The following is a 17077-nucleotide window of genomic DNA, read 5'->3' as shown; positions in this document are numbered from 1 at the left end:
CCGCAACACTCACGCACCATGCCAAACAGTGGTGATGTTGCAGAACTCCCGGATTCCGTGCCCGGACAGCTCACGCCCGTACCCGGACCGCTTCACGCCGCCGAACGGGAACGCCGGATGGGACGCCGTCATGCCGTTGAAGAACACGCCGCCGGCCTCCAGATCCCTGACGAACCGGTCGACCTCGTCCTCGTCCCGCGTCCACACGTTCGAACTCAGCCCGAACGGCGAATCGTTCGCGATCAGCACCGCCTCGTCCAGGTCGGCCGCCCGGTACAGCGTGGCGACCGGCCCGAACGCCTCCTCCCGGTGGATCCGCATCTCGCGGGTGATGCCGGCGAGTACCGTCGGCGCGTAGTACCAGCCCGGTCCGTCCGGCCGTTCGCCACCGCACAGCACCTGCGCCCCGCTGCGCACCGCGTCGTCGACCAGCTCCTCCAGATCACGCCGCCCCTGCTCGCTGGAGAGCGGCCCGACCTCGGTGTCGTCGGCCAGGGGGTCGCCGACCTTCAGCGCCTTCATGCCTTCGGCGAACCGCTCGGCGAAGGCGTCGTAGACGTCCGTGTGCACGATGAACCGCTTCGCGGCGATGCAGGACTGCCCGGTGTTCTGCACCCGCGCGGTCACCGCGACCTTCGCGGCCCGGTCGACGTCGGCGGAGGGCATCACGACGAACGGATCGCTGCCGCCCAGCTCCAGCACCGTCTTCTTGACCATCTCCCCGGCGGTGGAGGCGACCGCGCGCCCCGCCGGCTCGCTGCCCGTGAGAGTGGCGGCCTTGACCCGCTCGTCGCGCAGGATCTCGTCGACCGCGGCGGAGCCGATCAGCAGGGTCTGGAACGTGCCCTCGGTGAAGCCCGCCCGGTGGAAGAGATCCTCCAGGTAGAGGGCGGTCTGCGGGACGTTCGAGGCGTGCTTGAGCAGGCCCACGTTGCCCGCCATCAGCGCGGGAGCGGCGAAACGGACCACCTGCCACAGCGGGAAGTTCCACGGCATCACCGCGAGCACCGGCCCCAGCGGGCGGTAGCGGACCCGGACGCGGGAGGCTCCGGAGTCCTTCACGTCGGAGTCGGCCGGTTCCTCGTCGGCGAGGAGTTCCTCGGCGTGGTCGGCGTACCAGCGCATCGCCTTGGCGCACTTCGCCGCCTCGGCACGGGCCTGCTGGATCGGCTTGCCCATCTCGGTGGTCATCACGCGGGCGATGTCCTGCTGGTCCTCTTCGAGGAGGTCGGCGGCCCGGTGCAGCAGCCGGGCGCGCTCGTCGAAGGTCGTCGTCCGGTACGTGCGGAACGTGGCCTCCGCGAGCTGGAGCCGGCGCTCGATCTCCTGCTCGCCCATGGCCTCGTACGTCTTGAGCGTCTCGCCGTTCGCCGGGTTCACCGTTGCGATGGGCATGGCTGACCTCCCTCGGAGCGGGCTGTGTCTCGACCTTCCCGCGCGGCGGAGGGGACCGCAACGCGGGAGCGTCTCCTCAGGGCGAGTGCTCCGCCAGCCGGTCGAGAAACGCCGCCTGCGCCTTGACGATCACCGCGCGGGCCCGGTCGATGCCGAACCACGCCACCCGGTCCAGCTCGGGGAACTCCTGGAGCCGCCCGGAGCGCGGCGGCCACTCCATCCGGAATGTGCCGGGCACGATCGCCGCCGGGTCGAGATCAGCCCGGACCGCCCAGGCCGTGACGATCTTGCCGCCTGTCTGCCGGACCTCGCCGAGGTCGATGGCCTCGCCGTCGGGCGGGGGCACCCCCAGTTCCTCCCGGAACTCGCGCCGGGCGGCCTCCCAGGCGGGTTCGTCCGGCTCGTACTCGCCCTTGGGGACGGTCCAGGCCCCGGCGTCGCGCCGGGCGAAGAACGGGCCGCCCATGTGGCCGAGGAGCACTTCGAGGCCGTTGTCCGTGGTGTGGAAGAGCAGCAGACCCGCACTGCGCTTCACGGCTTCACCTCCGGATGGGCGGCCAGCAGCGTCTCGACCGTGTCGGCGTCCTCCGGGCGCTTGTCCTCCCGGTAGCGGACCACCCGGGCGAAGCGCAGGGTCACGCCGGCCGGGTAGCGGGTGGAGCGCTGCAGCCCGTCGTAGGCGATCTCGACGACGAGTTCCGGGCGAACGGTCACCACGTGGTCGCCGGTCTCGACGGCGAGCTGCTGGAGCCGTTCGGTCTGCCAGGTCAGCATCGCGTCGGTCATGCCCTTGAAGGTCTTGCCGAGCATGGCGAGTCCGCCGTCGGCGGTGCGGGCGCCCAGGTGGAGGTTGGAGAGCTTGCCGGTGCGGCGGCCGTGGCCCCACTCGGCGGCCAGCACGACCAGGTCGAGGGTGTGGACGGGCTTGACCTTCAGCCAGGACGCGCCGCGCCGCCCCGCGCTGTAGGGGGCGTCGAGCGCCTTGGCGACGACGCCCTCGTGGCCGCGCTTCAGGGTCTCGGCGAGGAACTCCTCCGCCGTGGGCGTGTCGTCCGGACCGGACACCAGCGTGCGCCGCACCCGCATCGGCTCGGGCACCAGGCGGGCCAGCTCGGCGTGCCGCTCGGCGAAGGGCAGGTCGAGCAGGTCGTGGCCGTCGACGGACAGCGCGTCGAAGAAGACCGGGGAGACCGGCATCGCGCGGGCGGCCGTCGCCACGTCCGTGCGGGAGCCGACGCGGCCGGCGGTCTCCTGGAAGGAGCGGGGGCGTCCGCCTTCGTCGAAGGAGATCACCTCGCCGTCCAGGATGAACCGCTCGCTCCGCAACCGAAGTGCGGCGGCCGTCACTTCGGGCAGCCGGTCGGTGATGTCGTCGAGGGTGCGGGTGTAGAGCCGCACGCTGCCGCCGTCGCGGTGCACCTGGACGCGGATGCCGTCCAGCTTCTCCTCCACCGCGCAGGCGCCCAGCTTGTCGACCGCCTCGGCCACCGAGGAGGCGCTGTGCGCCAGCATCGGCAGCACCGGGCGGCCCACGGTGAGACGGAAGCGGTCGAGGGCGGCGGGGCCGTCCGCGAGCAGCGCCTCGGCCACCGTCTGGAGGGAACCCGCGAGCATCACGGCCCGCCGTACGTCCGCGGACGGCGCCCCGGTCGCCTGCGCCAGCCCCTCGACCGCCACCGCGTCCAGAGCGCCCTGCCGGACCTCGCCGGCGAGCAGCCCGAGCAGGAACCGCTGCTCGTCCTCGGTGGCCGCGCCCATCAACTCCCCGACCAACCGGGTCCGTTCCGCCTGGGAGCCCGGGCCGGACACCTTGGCGAGATCCGCCAGCCGGGCGTCCACGTCCCGCACGGTCAGGCCCGGCTCGGAGGCAGGGGCGACCGGGCGGCTCAGCACCTTCCAGCCGACGCCGATCCGGCCCTGCGGCAGCCGCCCCGCGAGATACGGGATGACGATGGGCACGTCCTCCGCCTCGGCATCCCGGAACAGCTCCGCGAGCAGGGCCGTCTTGCGGGAGCGCGCCGAGGTGGCGGCGACCTCCTGGGACACTCGGGCCAGCCGGTGCAGCAGCATGCAGCCATGGTGCACCTCACAGGGGGCCTCTACACCTGGGCGACCGGGCCCGGCGGCCCCGGCGCGGCTTCGCCGGGCGTGCGGCACCGGTCCCCGCCCCGCTTCGACGCCGCAGCAGCAAACCAGTTGACGCGCGCGGTGCACGCGGGTTCTTCTGCTGCGATGCCCGAACTCCGCATCCGTCGGCCCGACGACGACAGCGCGCTCAGGGACTGGCAGCACGTCCACAACACGGTCATTCCCACGCACCATCTGTCGATGGACGACGCCCGCGACCGCGCGAAGCGCCATCACCTGGAGGTCGCCTACCTAGGGGACGTGCTCGTGGGCAGCAGCACCGTACGCCCGCCGGCGGACGACACCGCGACGGCCACGGTGATCGCCCGCGTGCTCGGCCCCCACCGCGGGCGGGGATTCGGCGGGGAGCTCTACGAGCGCGGGCTGGACCGCGCGCGGAAGGCGGGTGCCGAGGTCATCGAAACGGTGGTCCTGTCCTCCAACGAGGACGGGCTGCGGTTCGCCCGCGCGCACGGATTCGTCGAGATCGAGCGGTACGTGCTGCCGGGCGAGACCGTTCCCTGGGTCGATCTGCGCCTCTCCTGACCCCGGCCGTGGCCCGGTGAGCGTCGCGTGCTTACGCGGGGCCCTGCCGCCGCACTGCCGTGTCGAGGTCCGTCATCAGCAGGTCCCCGACGATCGCGGACGCCGCCCGGTATCCGCCGCTCGCCGCGTGCACGACCTGCTCGGAGAAGCCGATGGCGTTGCCCGCGGCCCATACGCCGGGCACGGTCGTCAGGCCGGTCGCGTCGACCACCGGGTACGCGCCGAACGGCGTCTCGTGCAGCTCGGCGCCGAGCCGCTCCAGCAGGCCGGTCCGCGGTACGGCCCGCGGGGCGGTGAACAGCACCGAGCGGGGGTGCGTCGTACCGTCCGCGAGCCGGATGCCGGTGAGCCGGTCGTCCTCGGTCACCAGCTCCGCGACCTCCCCGGGCACCACGTCCACCCCGGCCGCGGCCAGCCGGCGCAGATCCTCGTCGGAGAGCTCCTCCTCGGCGACGGTGTGCGGGAAGAACCGCACGTCCTTCGACCACTGGGACACCATCAGCGCCTGGTGCACGCTCGCCGGGCTCGTGGCCAGCACCCCGAACGGCTGGTCGCGGACCTCCCAGCCGTGGCAGAAGGGGCAGTGCAGCACGTCCCGGCCGAACCGCTCGGCGACCCCGGGCACCGCGGGCAGCTCGTCCTTCAGCCCGGTGGCGACGACCAGCCGCCGGGCCCGCACACTCCGGCCGCCGGCCGACACCACGGTGAAGTCCTCGCCCTTCTCCACCCGCACCACCCGGTCCCGCACGAGCTCCACGCCGTAGCGCGCGATCTCCTCCCGGCCGACGGCCAGGAACTCCGCGGGCGGCATGCCGTCCCGCGACAGGTAGCCCTGCATGTGCGCGGCGGGCGCGTTGCGCGGCTCACCCGCGTCGATCACCAGCGTGCGGTGCCGGGCCCGCCCCAGCACCAGCGCGGCGGACAGACCCGCCGCGCCCCCGCCGACGACGACCACTGCGTACTTCTCGGTCATGTGACCACCTCCGCTGCCGAGCGTCGCCCCGGCCCTGCGGGATTGACAAACAACGTTGCCGAAACTGCAATACGGCCATGACGACGGACGAGGTACTCGCGGGCGTGGGCCCCCGGCTGCGGCAGATGCGCAAGGACCGGGAGGTGACCCTGGCGGCGCTCTCCGAGACCACCGGCATCTCCGTCAGCACCCTCTCGCGGCTGGAGTCCGGCCTGCGTAAACCCAGTCTGGAACTGCTGCTGCCGATCGCGCGCGCCCACCGGGTGGCGCTGGACGAGCTGGTCGGCGCCCCGCCGGCCGGTGATCCGCGCGTACGGTCCAAGCCGATCGTGATGGGCGGCCGCACCCACTGGCCGCTCACCCGCCAGCCCGGCGGCCTGCAGGCCTACAAGGTCCTCGAACCGAAGCGCAGGCAGGAGCCGGATCCCCGGACGCACGAGGGCTACGAGTGGCTGTACGTGCTGTCCGGGAAGCTGCGCCTGGTGCTGGGCGAGCACGACGTGGTGCTCACGGCGGGGGAGGCCGCCGAGTTCGACACCCGGGTACCGCACTGGTTCGGGTCGACGGGGGAGGGGCCGGTGGAGTTCCTCAGCCTGTTCGGGCCGCAGGGCGAGCGGATGCATGTGCGGGCGCGGCCGAAGGGCGCGTGACGCACGGGCAACCCTCCGGACGGAAGAAGAACACGTGGCCCGAGCACTCCGTGCGGGATTTGCCCGGCAACTGTTCCCTCATGGGCAAGCGACCGCTTAGTATGCGAACCGACCCCGGTCAGACACAGCAGTCCCCCGTGGAGGCCCCGCATGCAGGCATGGCAAGTGCACGAGAACGGCGAGCCGGGCGAGGTGATGCGGCTGCAGGACGTGGAACCGCCCACCCCCGGTGACGGCCAGGTCCTGCTGAAGGTGCGCGCGGCCAACATCAACTTCCCGGACGCCCTGCTCTGCCGCGGCCAGTACCAGGTCAGGCCGCCGCTGCCGTTCACCCCGGGCGTGGAGATCTGCGGCGAGACCGAGGACGGCCGCCGGGTGATCGCCAACCCGGCGCTGCCCCACGGCGGCTTCGCCCAATACGCCGTCGCGGACGCCGCCGCGCTCCTGCCCGCGCCGGACGCCCTCGACGACGCCGAGGCCGCGGCCCTGCACATCGGCTATCAGACCGGCTGGTTCGGTCTGCACCGCCGGGCCGGTCTGGAGGCCGGCGAGACCCTGCTCGTCCACGCTGCCGCTGGAGGGGTCGGCAGCGCGGCCGTGCAGCTCGGGAAGGCCGCCGGCGCCACCGTCATCGGTGTCGTCGGCGGCTCCGGGAAGGCGGCCGTCGCCCGCGAGCTGGGCTGTGACGTCGTGATCGACCGGCGCTCCGAGGACGTCGTCGCCGCCGTCAAGGAGGCCACCGGCGGCCGGGGCGCCGACGTGATCTACGACCCGGTCGGCGGCGAGGCCTACACCCAGTCCGCCAAGGCCGTCGCCTTCGAGGGGCGCATCGTGGTCGTCGGCTTCGCCAGCGGCACGATCCCCAGCCCCGGCCTGAACCACGCCCTGGTGAAGAACTACTCGGTCCTCGGCCTGCACTGGGGCCTGTACAACACCAAGAACCCCAAGCTGGTCCAGCACTGCCACGAGCAGCTCACGGAGCTGGCCGCCCGGGGCGCGATCAAGCCGCTGGTGAGCGAGCGCGTGCCGCTCGGCGGCGCGGCCGCCGCCGTGCAGAAGGTGGCGGACGGCCTGACCACCGGCCGCATCGCGGTCGTCATGGAGGAGGCGGCATGACCGACGCCGAAGAACTGCGCAACCGCACCCGGGAGTTGCTGGCCGCCCATCCGCCGGCCTCCACCGACCGCCTGGACTTCCTGCGGGCCCGCTTCGACGCCGGACTCGCCTGGGTGCACTACCCGCAGGGCCTCGGCGGACTCGGTGCCCCCCGCTCCCTCCAGGCCGTCGTGGACGCCGAGCTGGAGGCCGCCGGAGCGCCCGACAACGACCCGCGGCGCATCGGCATCGGCCTCGGCATGGCCGCGCCGACGATCCTCCAGTACGGCACCGAGGAGCAGAAGCGGCGCTTCCTCCGGCCGTTGTGGACGGGGGAGGAGGTCTGGTGCCAGCTGTTCAGCGAGCCTGGCGCCGGATCCGACCTCGCCGCCCTGGGCACCCGGGCCGTGCGCGAGGGCGAGGACTGGGTCGTCAACGGGCAGAAGGTGTGGACGTCCAGCGCCCATGTGGCCCGCTGGGCGATCCTCATCGCCCGCACCGACCCGGACGTGCCCAAGCACCGGGGCATCACGTACTTCGTGTGCGACATGACCGATCCGGGCGTCGAGGTGCGTCCGCTGCGGCAGGTCACCGGCGAGGCCGAGTTCAACGAGGTGTTCCTCACCGGCGTCCGCATCCCCGACGCGCGCCGCCTCGGCGAGATCGGCGACGGCTGGAAGGTCGCCCAGACTACGCTCAACAACGAGCGCGTGGCCATCGGCGGCATGCGGCTGCCCCGCGAGGGCGGCATGATCGGCCCGATCTCGAAGACCTGGCGCGAGCGGCCCGAGCTGCGCACCCACGACCTGCACCAGCGCCTGCTGAAGCTCTGGGTGGAGTCCGAGGTCTCCCGCCTCACCGCCGAGCGGCTGCGCCAGCAGCTCGTCGCGGGACAGCCCGGCCCCGAGGGTGCCGGCATGAAGCTGGCCTTCGCCCGCCTCAACCAGGAGATCAGCGGCCTGGAAGTGGAACTCCTCGGCGAGGAGGGCCTGCTGTACGACGACTGGACCATGCGGCGCCCGGAGCTGGTCGACTTCACCGGCCGCGAAGCGGGCTACCGCTACCTGCGCTCCAAGGGCAACAGCATCGAGGGCGGGACCAGCGAGGTCCTGCTGAACATCGTCGCCGAGCGCGTCCTGGGCCTGCCCCCCGAGCCGCGCACCGACAAGGACGTCGCCTGGAAGGACCTCGCCCGATGAGTGACCTGCTGTACTCGGAAGAGGAAGAGGCGCTGCGCTCCGCCGTCCGCGACCTGCTCACCGACCACTGCGACGCCCCCGGCGTCATCGCCCGCACCGAGTCGGGCACCCCGCACCACCTGGCCCTGTGGAAGGCGCTCACCGACGGCATGGGTCTCGCCGGCCTGCTCGTCCCCGAGGAACTCGACGGCCAGGGCGCCACGCACCGCGAAGTCGCCGTCGTGATGGAGGAACTGGGACGCGCGGTCGCGCCCGTGCCGTACCTGACGAGCGCGGTCGTCGCCACCGAGGCCCTGCTCGCCTGCGGCACCGACGACCTCCTGCGCGACCTCGCGACCGGCACGACGATCGGCGCGCTCGCGGTCGCCCTCAACGTCGCGCCGGGCGCCGCCTACCGGGTCGTCCGGCACGAGGACGGGCTGCTGCACGGCGAACTGACCGGCATCGCCGACGCCGCCGTCGCCGACGTGCTGCTCGTCCCCGCCGACGACGGCGGTCTGTACGCCGTCGACGCCACCACCGCGACCGTCACGCCCCAGACCTCCCTGGACCTGACCCGGCCGCTCGCGACCGTCACCCTCGCCGGGGTGCAGGGCCGGCTGCTGGGCGACGCCGAACCCGCCGTGCGCCGAGCACTGCGCGCCGGTGCCGGGCTGCTCGCCTCCGAGCAGTTCGGGCTCGCCGAGTGGACGCTGACGGAGACCGTCCGCTACCTGAGGGAACGCAAGCAGTTCAACCGGCCCGTGGGCGGCTTCCAGTCGATCAAGCACCGGCTGGCCCAGCTGTGGCTGGAGGTCGTCAACACCCGTGCGGCCGCCCGCAACGCCGCCGACGCCCTGGCGAACGGCGACGACGTGGACATGGCCGTCACCGTCGCCCAGGCCTACGCGGCACCCGTGGCCGTGCACGCCGCCGAGGAAGCCCTGCAACTGCACGGCGGCATCGGCATGACGTGGGAGCACCCCGTGCATCTGTACCTCAAGCGCGCCAAGGCCGACTCGATCGCCTACGGCACGCCGGGCGCCCACCGGGAGGCACTGGCCGCACTGGCCGACCTCCAGGCCCCCTGACGTCCATCGGTCGACGCCGTCGAACGGCCGGACTCACGGAAAGGCCCGTCCCACCAGGGGCGGGCCTTTCGCTGTGCCCGGTCCGGTGAAGTGAACGCGTGGCGGCGGTCCGGCCAACTCCGTTCCCAGGCCTGCTCCTTGAGCTGCCGGGACCCCATACTCGCAGGGTCCCCGTACGGCATCTCCAGGGAGGCAGAGCATGGCCCTCACCACCCGTCGCACGGCCCTCACCACCCTCGGCGCGGCCCTCGCGGGCTCGATCGCCCTCCCCGCCGCCCCCGCAGGGGCAGGCGAACGCACGTACCGGCCCCGCCCGCTGTGGCGCGCCCACGCCCACAACGACTACGAGCACCGGCGCCCCCTGTTCGACGCCCTCGACCACCGCTTCGGCAGCGTCGAGGCGGACATCCACCTCGTGGGTGACCAGCTCCTCGTCGCCCACGACCCGGAGGACCTCGACCCCTCCCGCACCCTGGAGTCCCTCTACCTCGACCCGCTCGCCGCCCGTGTCCGCGCCAACCGCGGCACGGTGTACCGGGGTCACCGCGGCTCGCTGCACCTGCTCATCGACATCAAGACCGAGGGCTCCTCGACATACCGCGAACTCGACCGCCATCTCCGGCGCCACCGGCACCTGTTCACCACGTACGCCCACGGCCGTGTCCACCGCGGCCCGGTCACCGCCGTGGTCTCCGGCGACCGCGCGGCCCGCGCGCCCATGGAGGCCCAGACCGTCCGGCGCGCCTTCTACGACGGCCGCCTCGCCGACCTCGGCGGCCCGGCACCGGCCTCCTTCATCCCTCTGATCAGCGACAACTGGACGCTCAACTTCACCTGGCGGGGAATCGGCGCCTTCCCGGACGCCGAGCGGCAGAAGCTGCGGGGCATCGTCAGGACCGCACACCAGCGGGGGCAGAAGGTGCGGTTCTGGGCGACCCCGGACCTGGCCGGCCCCGCCCGCGACGCACTCTGGGGCGAACTGCTCGCCGCCGGCGTCGACCACCTCAACACCGACGACCTCGCTGGACTGGAGGCGTTCCTCGACGCCCGGCGGGCGGTCTAGGAGCGGCGGCAGAACACCACACGTTCGGCGGACAGCTCAGCCGCCCGGACGAACCCTCTGCTACGCCACACTTGCGGCCGAACGCCGTGAACCGGACATGGCGGCGTGGCGGAGGAGTTGACGATGGCCATTTCCATCTCTGTGGTGCTGCTGCTCGCGATCCTTGCGGTGATCTTCCTGCGCAACGGCGGACTGAAGATCTCCCACGCGCTGGTCTGCCTGCTGCTCGGCTTCTCACTGGCCAGCACCAGCGTCGCCCCCACCATCCACAGCGGCCTCATCGCGACGGCCGAGATCGTCAGCGGCCTGCGGCCCTGACATCACCCCGAGAACACACCGATACCGTTCGGGACCGGGCGTTCGGCGCCGCCGCTGGGATGGTTGCGCACGGAGACCGTGCTCGCGCCGGGCTTGCGCGCGACCAGCGTCGACGACCCGCCACCGTCCAGGCTGAAGCCGTCCTCCGCGCCCAGCTTCCGCAGGGTGCCGGCGACTTCGGCGATCGTCAGGCCGCTGCGGTAGGCGGCCGCGCCGTCCAGCGCGAGCAGCAGCACGCGCCGCCCGCCCTTGGCGATCCCCACGGCGGTGCGGACGGCCGACGTCGTGTCGTCGAGCCCCGGCAGCGGCTGCCCGCCGGAGAGCACCGGGTAACCGCCGATAGCGAGCCGGTAGGCGATGCCGTCCCCGGCCGCCACGAGGCCGTGCTCGACCTCGACCGATTCACCGGTGGAGAACTTGCGCAGCTGCTGGGCGCCCGACTCCCGGCCGACCAGCACGGTGGTCCCCGCGGCGATGGGACCGGTGCCCGGGGTGTCGGCGGCCGAGACCACCCGGCCGTGGCGGACCGTCACCTCGTAGGTGTCCGTGCTGCACGGAGCGGCACGGTCGGTGTCCGTGCCACAGGTGGCGCGCACCCGGGAGACGCTGCCCCACTCGGAGGTGAACGCACCGACCGAACCCACCGGCAGCGCGTACTGGTTGAGTCCGCCGAGAGGCAGCTGCGCGTCGGCCGTACTCACCGACCCCTTCAGCGTCAGCCGGTCCAGCCGCGCCCGCCCGTCGGTGCCGACGCCGAACACGTCCTCGGTGGTCGTGCCGGGCGGCAGCGCCGGCCCGAACCGCTGGCCGTTCGGCACGGCCGCCTTGAGGGTCCGCCCGGCCGCGATCGCCGGACCCACACTCGCGCCGGTCGCCTCGACACCCGGATGCTGCGTCTCGGTGATGTTGAAGAAGTCGCCGTTGACACCGGCCACCGCGCCCTGGCTGTCCGCCATCGCCGAGACCCGCCCCCGTGCGGCCACCGCCCCCGGGTACAGCAGACCGACCCGTACCCGCGGATTGCCCAGGTCGACCCTCAGTACATGTGCGTGCGTCACCCCCTTGGCCGCCCTGATGTCGAACTCCTCGTACCTCACGCCCGGTGCGACCCATACGCCCTTCTGGACGGCGCCGGCCGGAGCTGCCCCCACCAGGGCCGCACCGGTCAGCGCGCCGAACGCCGTGAGGAACGCCAGTACCGCTCTGCCTGCACCCCGTCGCCTGCGACGACCTGCCATCGTGCCCCCTGATGCCTCGTCAACTGTCGGGACCCTCAGGGGCAGTGCACCAGACCACGGGGGCCGGCAGGGCGGCCGAGCGCCTGCTACGCGGGAACGGCTGAAAAAACACACCCCTCTGGGTGCTTCAGCTGTCGCCCGTTCCGGTGGCATACGGCGTGTAGTGCGCGGGCGTGTGGTCGATCGGCAGACCGGGGCGCCAGGCGGTGAGGGCCTGCGCGCTGCACACGAACAACTGCTCCGGCAGCCGGTCCAGGGCGAACCAGCGCCAGCGGCCCACGCTCTCCCCGGGCTGGTCCGACGGCTCCCCCCGCCAGCCGGTGACCAGGGCGGGCACGGTCACGCGGACGACACCGCCCGCGTCGTCCAGGAGCGTCCCGAGCAGCCGGACGTCCTCGGGCCGTGCCGCGAGGCCCGTCTCCTCGCCGAGCTCCCGCACGACCGTCTCCTGCAACGACTCGCCGGGCTCCACCGTCCCTCCCGGCAGCTCCCACGTCCCGCGCCGGTGCCGGCCCAGAAGCAGTCCGCGCGGACCGTACAGGACCGCCCCCACCCCGATGGCGGCGTGCGCCGGCGGCGCCTTGTCGACGCGCGGCCGGGAGGAGACCCTGACGGGCCGGGTCACCCGGAAGAGCCGGTAGGAGGCCCGGTTGCCCTCCTCCGGCGTGTCGAGGACGTCGATCCCCTCCACGCGGAGCCCGTACTCGGTGAGCAGCGCCGTCCAGAGCTCCGGCGTGAGCACCCACATCCGGACGGTGGCCTCGCCGCCACCCGCCAGCCGCAGCACCTCGGGCCGGGCGGCGACGCGGTCCGACGGCCCGTCACCCCGGCTGTTGCAGTGGAGCACCGTGAAACAGAGCCTGCCACCCGGCCTCAGCGCCCCGGCGAGTGCGGGCAGCAACCGGTGCGGATCGACGTACGGGACGGCGTTGACGGAGTAGACGACGTCGTACGGCTCCGCTGCACGCAGATGCTCCACGGCGTCGCCGAGGACCAGCCGCAGCCCGGGCAATGAGCCGTAGCGGCCCCGGGCCCGCTCGTACTGCCCGGCCGAGGCGTCGACCGCGTCCACCAGCGCGCCGTGGGCCCGGACCAGGTGGGCGGCGTGCCGGGCCGTACCGCACCCGAGGTCCAGCACCCGCCGGCCCGTCAGCTCCCCGAGCACCTCGCTCCCCGGCCCGCCGCCCTCGAACCCCCAGTCGATGTCCGCCACTTCGGGCAGGACAGTGCCCCGTCGCAGATGGTGCGCCCCGTACGCGTCCCAGGCCTCGGCGTTGACCGCCTCCGGTTCGTCCGCCAAGGTTCAGCCGCCCGCCACGGCGTCACGCGGAAGCACCGTGACCCGGCGGAAGTTGCACCCGCCGAGCCGCCGCCCGTCGTCATCGGCGGGGGGCGCCTGGTGCGCCTTGAGGGCGATGCTCACCAGGCTCAGCAGCAGGTCGACGTCCGCCTCGCAGTCGAGGTGGATCGTCACCCAGCCCGATCCGGGCAGCAGGTGGATCGCGCTCGAACCGGCGAGGTCGGAATGGATGCGCTGGATGGCCCGGCGAGTGAGGTGGAGGTCCACGTCCCGTGAGGAGTGGAAGTGAACGATCTCGTCACGGACGGAACGGAGCGCCTTTCCGGTACCGCAACTCGCCGGGCCCGCCATGAGGTCGGGCCAGGCCTGCAGGCGCTCCATGGCGCGCTGGGCCAGAGTCATGGCCCCATCGTCGCCTGCTTACCGGTCCGCAACCAGGGGTTGAGCGATTTGTAACCGGGACGTGAGGTGGAGCGCAGGGCTTCCCACCTGGTTCTCAGGCGGATGTGACGAGTCTGAGGTAGCGCTTCCAGTCCCAGTGCCGGCCCGGGTCGGTGTGGTCGCTGCCCGGTACCTCGTGATGGCCGATGATGTGCGCCCGGTTCTTCGGGATGTCGTACCTCTCGCAGATCGCCGCGGTGAGCCGGGCCGACCGCTCGTACATGACGTCGGTGAAGTACCCGGGCCGGTCCACCCAGCCTTCGTGCTCGATGCCGATGCTGCGGGTGTTGTAGTCCCAGTTCCCCGCGTGCCAGGCGATGTCGGAATCGCGCACGCACTGCGCGACACGCCCGTCGGAGGAGCGCACCACGTAGTGTGCGGACACCTTCGTCCTGGGGTTCCGGAAGACGGACAGGGTGCCGGAGTAGGTCGTCTGCGCCACGTGGATGATCACGTAACGCAGTGGGTGGGCGCGCGGGCGGTTCGACGGCGTGTAGTTCCTGCGGCTCGCGGGGTGCCACGCCGCTCCGGGGTGGTCGACGGCCCGGGGCCGGGCATCGGCCCGGGTGCCGGAGAGCAGGACGGCGGGGACAGCGGTGAGGGCGGCGCCCGCGAGGATGCCTCGCCTGCTGGGGAGGGACGTGGTCCGTTGCATGGGTGTGTGCCTTCCGGGCTCGACGGGAGGGGGACTCTTGCTCAACTGCGCGGAGCTGCGGCCGCTGCGGTCGCGGCCCGCCGTGATCAAGTTACGGCCCCTGCCGGTCGGTCGGGAGGATGCGGTGCGAATCGGTGGACGGGCCCTCGAATGTGGACAACTCCCTCACCCGGTCGGGTGATTGGAAGAGTTCGGACAGGTCGGCCGACGTGGGGGGCGGCGATGACCCGTCTCAGGCCTGCCCGGCGACCGCCGCCGGATCGTCCAGCACCGCCCGGACCACCGAGTGCGCGGCTCCCAGCAGCGGGCCTTCAGGTCCCAGCCCGGACACGGACACGGGGCAGACCGGACCTGCCGTACGCCGCGCCAGCTCGTCCCGCAGCGAGGGCAGCAGCCACGGCGCAAGACCGGACAGTTCCCCGCCCAGGACCACGCTCTCCGGGTCGAGCAGGTTGACCGCCCCGGTCAGAGCCACACCGAGCGCCGTGCCCGCGTCGCACAGGGCGCGGCGCACGTTCTCGTCGCCCTGCGCGGCACGCCCCGCGAGCAGTCCGACCCGGTCCTCGCCGGGTTCCAGGCCGGCCGCACGCAGCACGGCCTCCTCACCCGCGTACTGCTCCAGGCAGCCCCGGCCGCCGCAGGCGCACTCCGGCCCGTCCGGCCGGACCGGCACGTGACCCAACTCGCCCGCGAAACCGCGGGTTCCGCGCAGCAGCCCGCCGTCCACCACGACCGCCGCACCGATACCGATCTCCGCCGAGACGTGCAGGAAGTCGCGGGGCGTGTCCTCACCCAGCCAGAGTTCGGCGAGGGCACCGAAGTTGGCCTCGTTGTCCACGGTCAGCGGGATTCCGGCCGGCAGCAGTGTGCCGAGGTCCGTGTCGTGCCAGCCGAGGTTCGGGGCGCGCACGACCCTCCGGCCGTCGCGCGCCACCAGGCCCGGCACGGCCACGGCGAGTCCGGCCGGCCACAGACCCTCGCCCTCCGCCTCGGCGACGACCTGCCGGATCAGCTCGGTGAGTTCCGCGAGCACGGGCTCGGGGGAGCGGCCGCGGTTCGCCCCCTGCCGTATCGCCCGCGCCCGGGTCGTGCCGCGCAGGTCGACGGCGCAGACCGCGAGATGGTCGACACCGACCTCCGCGCCGATGCCTGCCGGGCCGCGTCCGCTGACGGCGAGCGCGGAACCGGGCCGTCCCACCCGGCCGGGCCGCTCCGGCCCCAGCTCTTCGAGAAGTCCCGACCGGATGAGCTCGTCGACGAGCGTCGAGACCGCCGCCCGGGTCAGTCCGATCCGTGAGGCGACGGCGGCCCGGGACAGCGGCCCCTCGGCGCGGAGAGTGTGCAGGACGCGGGCGAGGTTGCGGCGGCGCATGCCCTGCTGGGTGTCGGGCAGCGCGCGTCCCGGTCCGGAGGGACGGGCCTCGTGCAGCGGTGCGGTCATGCCTGACGCCAGTCCTCAGTGGGTGTCCGTGGGCCGCTCCAGCAGCGGAGCCGCGTCGGAGAGTACCCCGGCGATCCTGGCCAGCGTCTCCTCGTCCCGCTCGACGGCGTCGAGCACCGGCCCGGCCGCCGTGTCCCAGCGCCGAGCGACAGCCGCCGGATCCTCTCCGGTCAGCAGCCCGGCCGCCTGTGCCGCGGCGCCGAGCGCGACCAGTTCCCGGGCCTCGGGCACCTGCACGGGACGCCCCGACAGCCGCCGCACGGTCTGCTGCCAGGCGGTGCCCCGGGCGCCGCCGCCGATCAGCACCAGGGGTTCCGAACGGTCCGCGTCGTCGTCGAGTACCAGGTCGAGAGCGCCGAGCAAGGAGTGCACGGCACCGTCATAGGCGGCCTGGAGCACCTGGCCGGCGGTTGTGTCGTGGCGCAGGCCGTGCAGCAGGCCGGAGGCGTTGGGCAGGTTCGGGGTGCGTTCGCCGTCCAGGTAGGGCAGGAGCGTCACGGCCGTGCCGGGCTCCACGGCTTCGCGGTCAAGGCCCAGCAGCGCCGCGACACGGTCGACGGCGAGCGTGCAGTTCAGGGTGCAGGCCAGCGGCAGCCAGTCGCCGCGGGCGTCGGCGAAGCCCGCCACCGTCCCGGTCGGATCGGCGGGCCGGTGCCGCGACACGGCGTACACCGTGCCCGAGGTGCCGAGGCTCATCACCGGCACGCCCGGCCGCACTCCGAGGCCCAGCGCGGCGGCGGCGTTGTCGCCCGTGCCGGGCGCGACCAGGGTGCCCCGGGAGAACGGCAGGTCGTGGCCGTCACGCACGGTACCCGCCACCTCGCCGGGCCGGACCACCCGCGGCAGCAGGGCAGGGTCGAGCCCCACGTGCGCGAGGATCTCCTCGTCGTACGCCTCCGTCCCGGAGGCCCACCAGCCCGTCCCGGAGACGTCGCCGCGGTCGGTCGTGCCCTGCCCGGTGAGCCGCTCGGTGAGGTAGTCGTGGGGGAGGCGCACGGCCTTCGTGGCACGCACCGCCTCCGGCTCGTGCTCGGCCAGCCACGCCCATTTCGTGACCGTGAACGAGGCCGCGGGCACGCTTCCGGTGCGGTCGGCCCAGAACTTCGCGCCGCCCAGTTCCTCGGTCAGCCGGCGGGCCTGCGGCGCCGAACGCACGTCGTTCCACAGCAGGGCCGGCCGTACCGGCTCACCCCGCCCGTCCAGGGCGACCAGGCCGTGCTGCTGCCCGCCGACCGACACGGCGGCGGCCTCGTGCGCCGCGTCACCGCACTGGCGCAGCGCCTCGCACAGGGCGTCCCACCACTGGCGCGGATCGGTCTCGCGCCCCGCCCCCGAGGAGACCGTGTGCGGCGCCTGGCCGCTCGCCACCACCCGGCCGGTGGACGCGTCGACCACCAGGGCCTTGGTGGACTGGGTGGACGAGTCCACTCCGACGACGAGCGGACCCTCGGCTGCTGACATCGGGCTTCTCCCTACTGCGCGCGGCACGTGTCTCCGTTCGGAGGCACCTTGTCTCTTCCCAGAGAGGTGCCCGCATACTAATTTGTAAATCGGCATGACGAAATA

The 17077-nt window shown here is 73.2% G+C and carries 17 protein-coding genes; 7 read left to right on the top strand and 10 right to left on the bottom strand.

What is annotated here, in order from left to right:
- Nucleotides 1-9 precede the first annotated feature (9 nt).
- From RFN52_RS05335 to RFN52_RS05325, 3 genes are all read right to left on the bottom strand, one after another.
- Nucleotides 10-1395, bottom strand: coding sequence for an NADP-dependent succinic semialdehyde dehydrogenase (locus RFN52_RS05335; protein ID WP_184843047.1), 1386 nt, complete (start codon nt 1393-1395; stop codon nt 10-12).
- Between the two features lie 76 nt (nt 1396-1471).
- On the bottom strand, nt 1472-1930 hold the full coding sequence (locus RFN52_RS05330; RefSeq protein ID WP_184843044.1) for an NUDIX hydrolase: 459 nt from the start codon (nt 1928-1930) through the stop codon (nt 1472-1474).
- Nucleotides 1927-3465: an ATP-dependent DNA ligase gene (locus RFN52_RS05325; protein WP_184843041.1), complete on the bottom strand. Its 1539-nt coding sequence runs from the start codon at nt 3463-3465 to the stop codon at nt 1927-1929. Before RFN52_RS05325 ends, RFN52_RS05330 begins: the two co-directional genes overlap by 4 nt.
- Before the next feature lie 162 nt (nt 3466-3627).
- Here RFN52_RS05325 and RFN52_RS05320 point away from each other — a divergent pair, with 162 nt between their 5' ends.
- Nucleotides 3628-4068 carry a GNAT family N-acetyltransferase gene (locus RFN52_RS05320; RefSeq protein WP_184853801.1) on the top strand — a complete coding sequence of 147 codons (441 nt, stop codon included), beginning with the start codon at nt 3628-3630 and terminating at the stop codon, nt 4066-4068.
- A gap of 31 nt (nt 4069-4099) precedes the next feature.
- Here the strand turns inward: RFN52_RS05320 and RFN52_RS05315 are convergent, their stop codons facing one another.
- The gene (locus tag RFN52_RS05315; protein ID WP_184843038.1) at nt 4100-5041 is read right to left on the bottom strand and encodes an NAD(P)/FAD-dependent oxidoreductase; all 942 of its coding nucleotides are present in this window, start codon (nt 5039-5041) and stop codon (nt 4100-4102) included.
- Between the two features lie 77 nt (nt 5042-5118).
- Here RFN52_RS05315 and RFN52_RS05310 point away from each other — a divergent pair, with 77 nt between their 5' ends.
- The 6 genes from RFN52_RS05310 (at nt 5119) to RFN52_RS05285 (ending at nt 10436) form a co-directional block, all read left to right on the top strand.
- Nucleotides 5119-5691 carry a helix-turn-helix domain-containing protein gene (locus tag RFN52_RS05310; RefSeq protein ID WP_184843035.1) on the top strand — a complete coding sequence of 191 codons (573 nt, stop codon included), beginning with the start codon at nt 5119-5121 and terminating at the stop codon, nt 5689-5691.
- A gap of 150 nt (nt 5692-5841) precedes the next feature.
- Nucleotides 5842-6807: an NADPH:quinone oxidoreductase family protein gene (locus tag RFN52_RS05305; protein ID WP_184843032.1), complete on the top strand. Its 966-nt coding sequence runs from the start codon at nt 5842-5844 to the stop codon at nt 6805-6807.
- Nucleotides 6804-7985, top strand: a complete 1182-nt coding sequence (locus RFN52_RS05300; RefSeq protein WP_184843029.1) for an acyl-CoA dehydrogenase family protein — start codon at nt 6804-6806, stop codon at nt 7983-7985. The genes RFN52_RS05305 and RFN52_RS05300 overlap by 4 nt, the downstream gene beginning before the upstream one ends.
- Entirely contained in the window at nt 7982-9055 is a 1074-nt protein-coding gene (locus tag RFN52_RS05295) for an acyl-CoA dehydrogenase family protein (RefSeq protein ID WP_184843026.1), read from the top strand. The genes RFN52_RS05300 and RFN52_RS05295 overlap by 4 nt, the downstream gene beginning before the upstream one ends.
- 199 nt (nt 9056-9254) lie before the next feature.
- The gene (locus tag RFN52_RS05290; RefSeq protein WP_184843023.1) at nt 9255-10118 is read left to right on the top strand and encodes a phosphatidylinositol-specific phospholipase C/glycerophosphodiester phosphodiesterase family protein; all 864 of its coding nucleotides are present in this window, start codon (nt 9255-9257) and stop codon (nt 10116-10118) included.
- 123 nt (nt 10119-10241) lie between these two features.
- Nucleotides 10242-10436 carry a hypothetical protein gene (locus tag RFN52_RS05285; RefSeq protein ID WP_184843020.1) on the top strand — a complete coding sequence of 65 codons (195 nt, stop codon included), beginning with the start codon at nt 10242-10244 and terminating at the stop codon, nt 10434-10436.
- A 2-nt stretch (nt 10437-10438) separates the two neighbouring features.
- On the opposite strand, the gene RFN52_RS05280 is transcribed toward RFN52_RS05285, so the two are convergent.
- The 6 genes from RFN52_RS05280 to xylB all read right to left on the bottom strand — a co-directional run bounded on the left by RFN52_RS05280 (nt 10439) and on the right by xylB (nt 16972).
- A complete protein-coding gene (locus tag RFN52_RS05280) occupies nt 10439-11674 on the bottom strand; it encodes a phosphodiester glycosidase family protein (RefSeq protein WP_184843017.1) in 1236 nt (411 codons plus the stop codon).
- 127 nt (nt 11675-11801) lie between these two features.
- Complete coding sequence (locus tag RFN52_RS05275; protein ID WP_184843014.1) at nt 11802-12974, bottom strand: bifunctional class I SAM-dependent methyltransferase/NUDIX hydrolase; 1173 nt, start codon at nt 12972-12974, stop codon at nt 11802-11804.
- A 3-nt stretch (nt 12975-12977) separates the two neighbouring features.
- On the bottom strand, nt 12978-13376 hold the full coding sequence (locus tag RFN52_RS05270) for a luciferase domain-containing protein (RefSeq protein ID WP_184843012.1): 399 nt from the start codon (nt 13374-13376) through the stop codon (nt 12978-12980).
- 94 nt (nt 13377-13470) lie between these two features.
- Complete coding sequence (locus tag RFN52_RS05265) at nt 13471-14070, bottom strand: N-acetylmuramoyl-L-alanine amidase (RefSeq protein WP_184843009.1); 600 nt, start codon at nt 14068-14070, stop codon at nt 13471-13473.
- A gap of 232 nt (nt 14071-14302) precedes the next feature.
- A complete protein-coding gene (locus RFN52_RS05260; protein WP_184843006.1) occupies nt 14303-15511 on the bottom strand; it encodes an ROK family transcriptional regulator in 1209 nt (402 codons plus the stop codon).
- A gap of 15 nt (nt 15512-15526) precedes the next feature.
- Nucleotides 15527-16972, bottom strand: a complete 1446-nt coding sequence (xylB, locus tag RFN52_RS05255; RefSeq protein ID WP_184843003.1) for a xylulokinase — start codon at nt 16970-16972, stop codon at nt 15527-15529.
- Nucleotides 16973-17077 lie beyond the last annotated feature (105 nt).

Source organism: Streptomyces collinus, assembly GCF_031348265.1.
Classification (GTDB): Bacteria; Actinomycetota; Actinomycetes; order Streptomycetales; family Streptomycetaceae; genus Streptomyces; species Streptomyces collinus.
Note: the sequence above shows the minus strand (reverse complement) of the source record. Positions and strands in the feature narration are given on the sequence as shown.

Excerpts from the sequence above, each read along its gene's own strand:
- RFN52_RS05280 (WP_184843017.1), bottom strand. The coding sequence starts at position 11,674 with ATGGCAGGTCGTCGCAGGCGACGGGGTGCAGGCAGAGCGGTACTGGCG.
- RFN52_RS05325 (WP_184843041.1), bottom strand. The coding sequence starts at position 3,465 with ATGCTGCTGCACCGGCTGGCCCGAGTGTCCCAGGAGGTCGCCGCCACC.
- RFN52_RS05260 (WP_184843006.1), bottom strand. The coding sequence starts at position 15,511 with ATGACCGCACCGCTGCACGAGGCCCGTCCCTCCGGACCGGGACGCGCG.
- RFN52_RS05290 (WP_184843023.1), top strand. The coding sequence starts at position 9,255 with ATGGCCCTCACCACCCGTCGCACGGCCCTCACCACCCTCGGCGCGGCC.
- RFN52_RS05300 (WP_184843029.1), top strand. The coding sequence starts at position 6,804 with ATGACCGACGCCGAAGAACTGCGCAACCGCACCCGGGAGTTGCTGGCC.
- RFN52_RS05335 (WP_184843047.1), bottom strand. The coding sequence starts at position 1,395 with ATGCCCATCGCAACGGTGAACCCGGCGAACGGCGAGACGCTCAAGACG.
- RFN52_RS05320 (WP_184853801.1), top strand. The coding sequence starts at position 3,628 with ATGCCCGAACTCCGCATCCGTCGGCCCGACGACGACAGCGCGCTCAGG.
- RFN52_RS05310 (WP_184843035.1), top strand. The coding sequence starts at position 5,119 with ATGACGACGGACGAGGTACTCGCGGGCGTGGGCCCCCGGCTGCGGCAG.
- RFN52_RS05305 (WP_184843032.1), top strand. The coding sequence starts at position 5,842 with ATGCAGGCATGGCAAGTGCACGAGAACGGCGAGCCGGGCGAGGTGATG.
- xylB (WP_184843003.1), bottom strand. The coding sequence starts at position 16,972 with ATGTCAGCAGCCGAGGGTCCGCTCGTCGTCGGAGTGGACTCGTCCACC.
- RFN52_RS05265 (WP_184843009.1), bottom strand. The coding sequence starts at position 14,070 with ATGCAACGGACCACGTCCCTCCCCAGCAGGCGAGGCATCCTCGCGGGC.
- RFN52_RS05270 (WP_184843012.1), bottom strand. The coding sequence starts at position 13,376 with ATGACTCTGGCCCAGCGCGCCATGGAGCGCCTGCAGGCCTGGCCCGAC.
- RFN52_RS05295 (WP_184843026.1), top strand. The coding sequence starts at position 7,982 with ATGAGTGACCTGCTGTACTCGGAAGAGGAAGAGGCGCTGCGCTCCGCC.
- RFN52_RS05285 (WP_184843020.1), top strand. The coding sequence starts at position 10,242 with ATGGCCATTTCCATCTCTGTGGTGCTGCTGCTCGCGATCCTTGCGGTG.
- RFN52_RS05315 (WP_184843038.1), bottom strand. The coding sequence starts at position 5,041 with ATGACCGAGAAGTACGCAGTGGTCGTCGTCGGCGGGGGCGCGGCGGGT.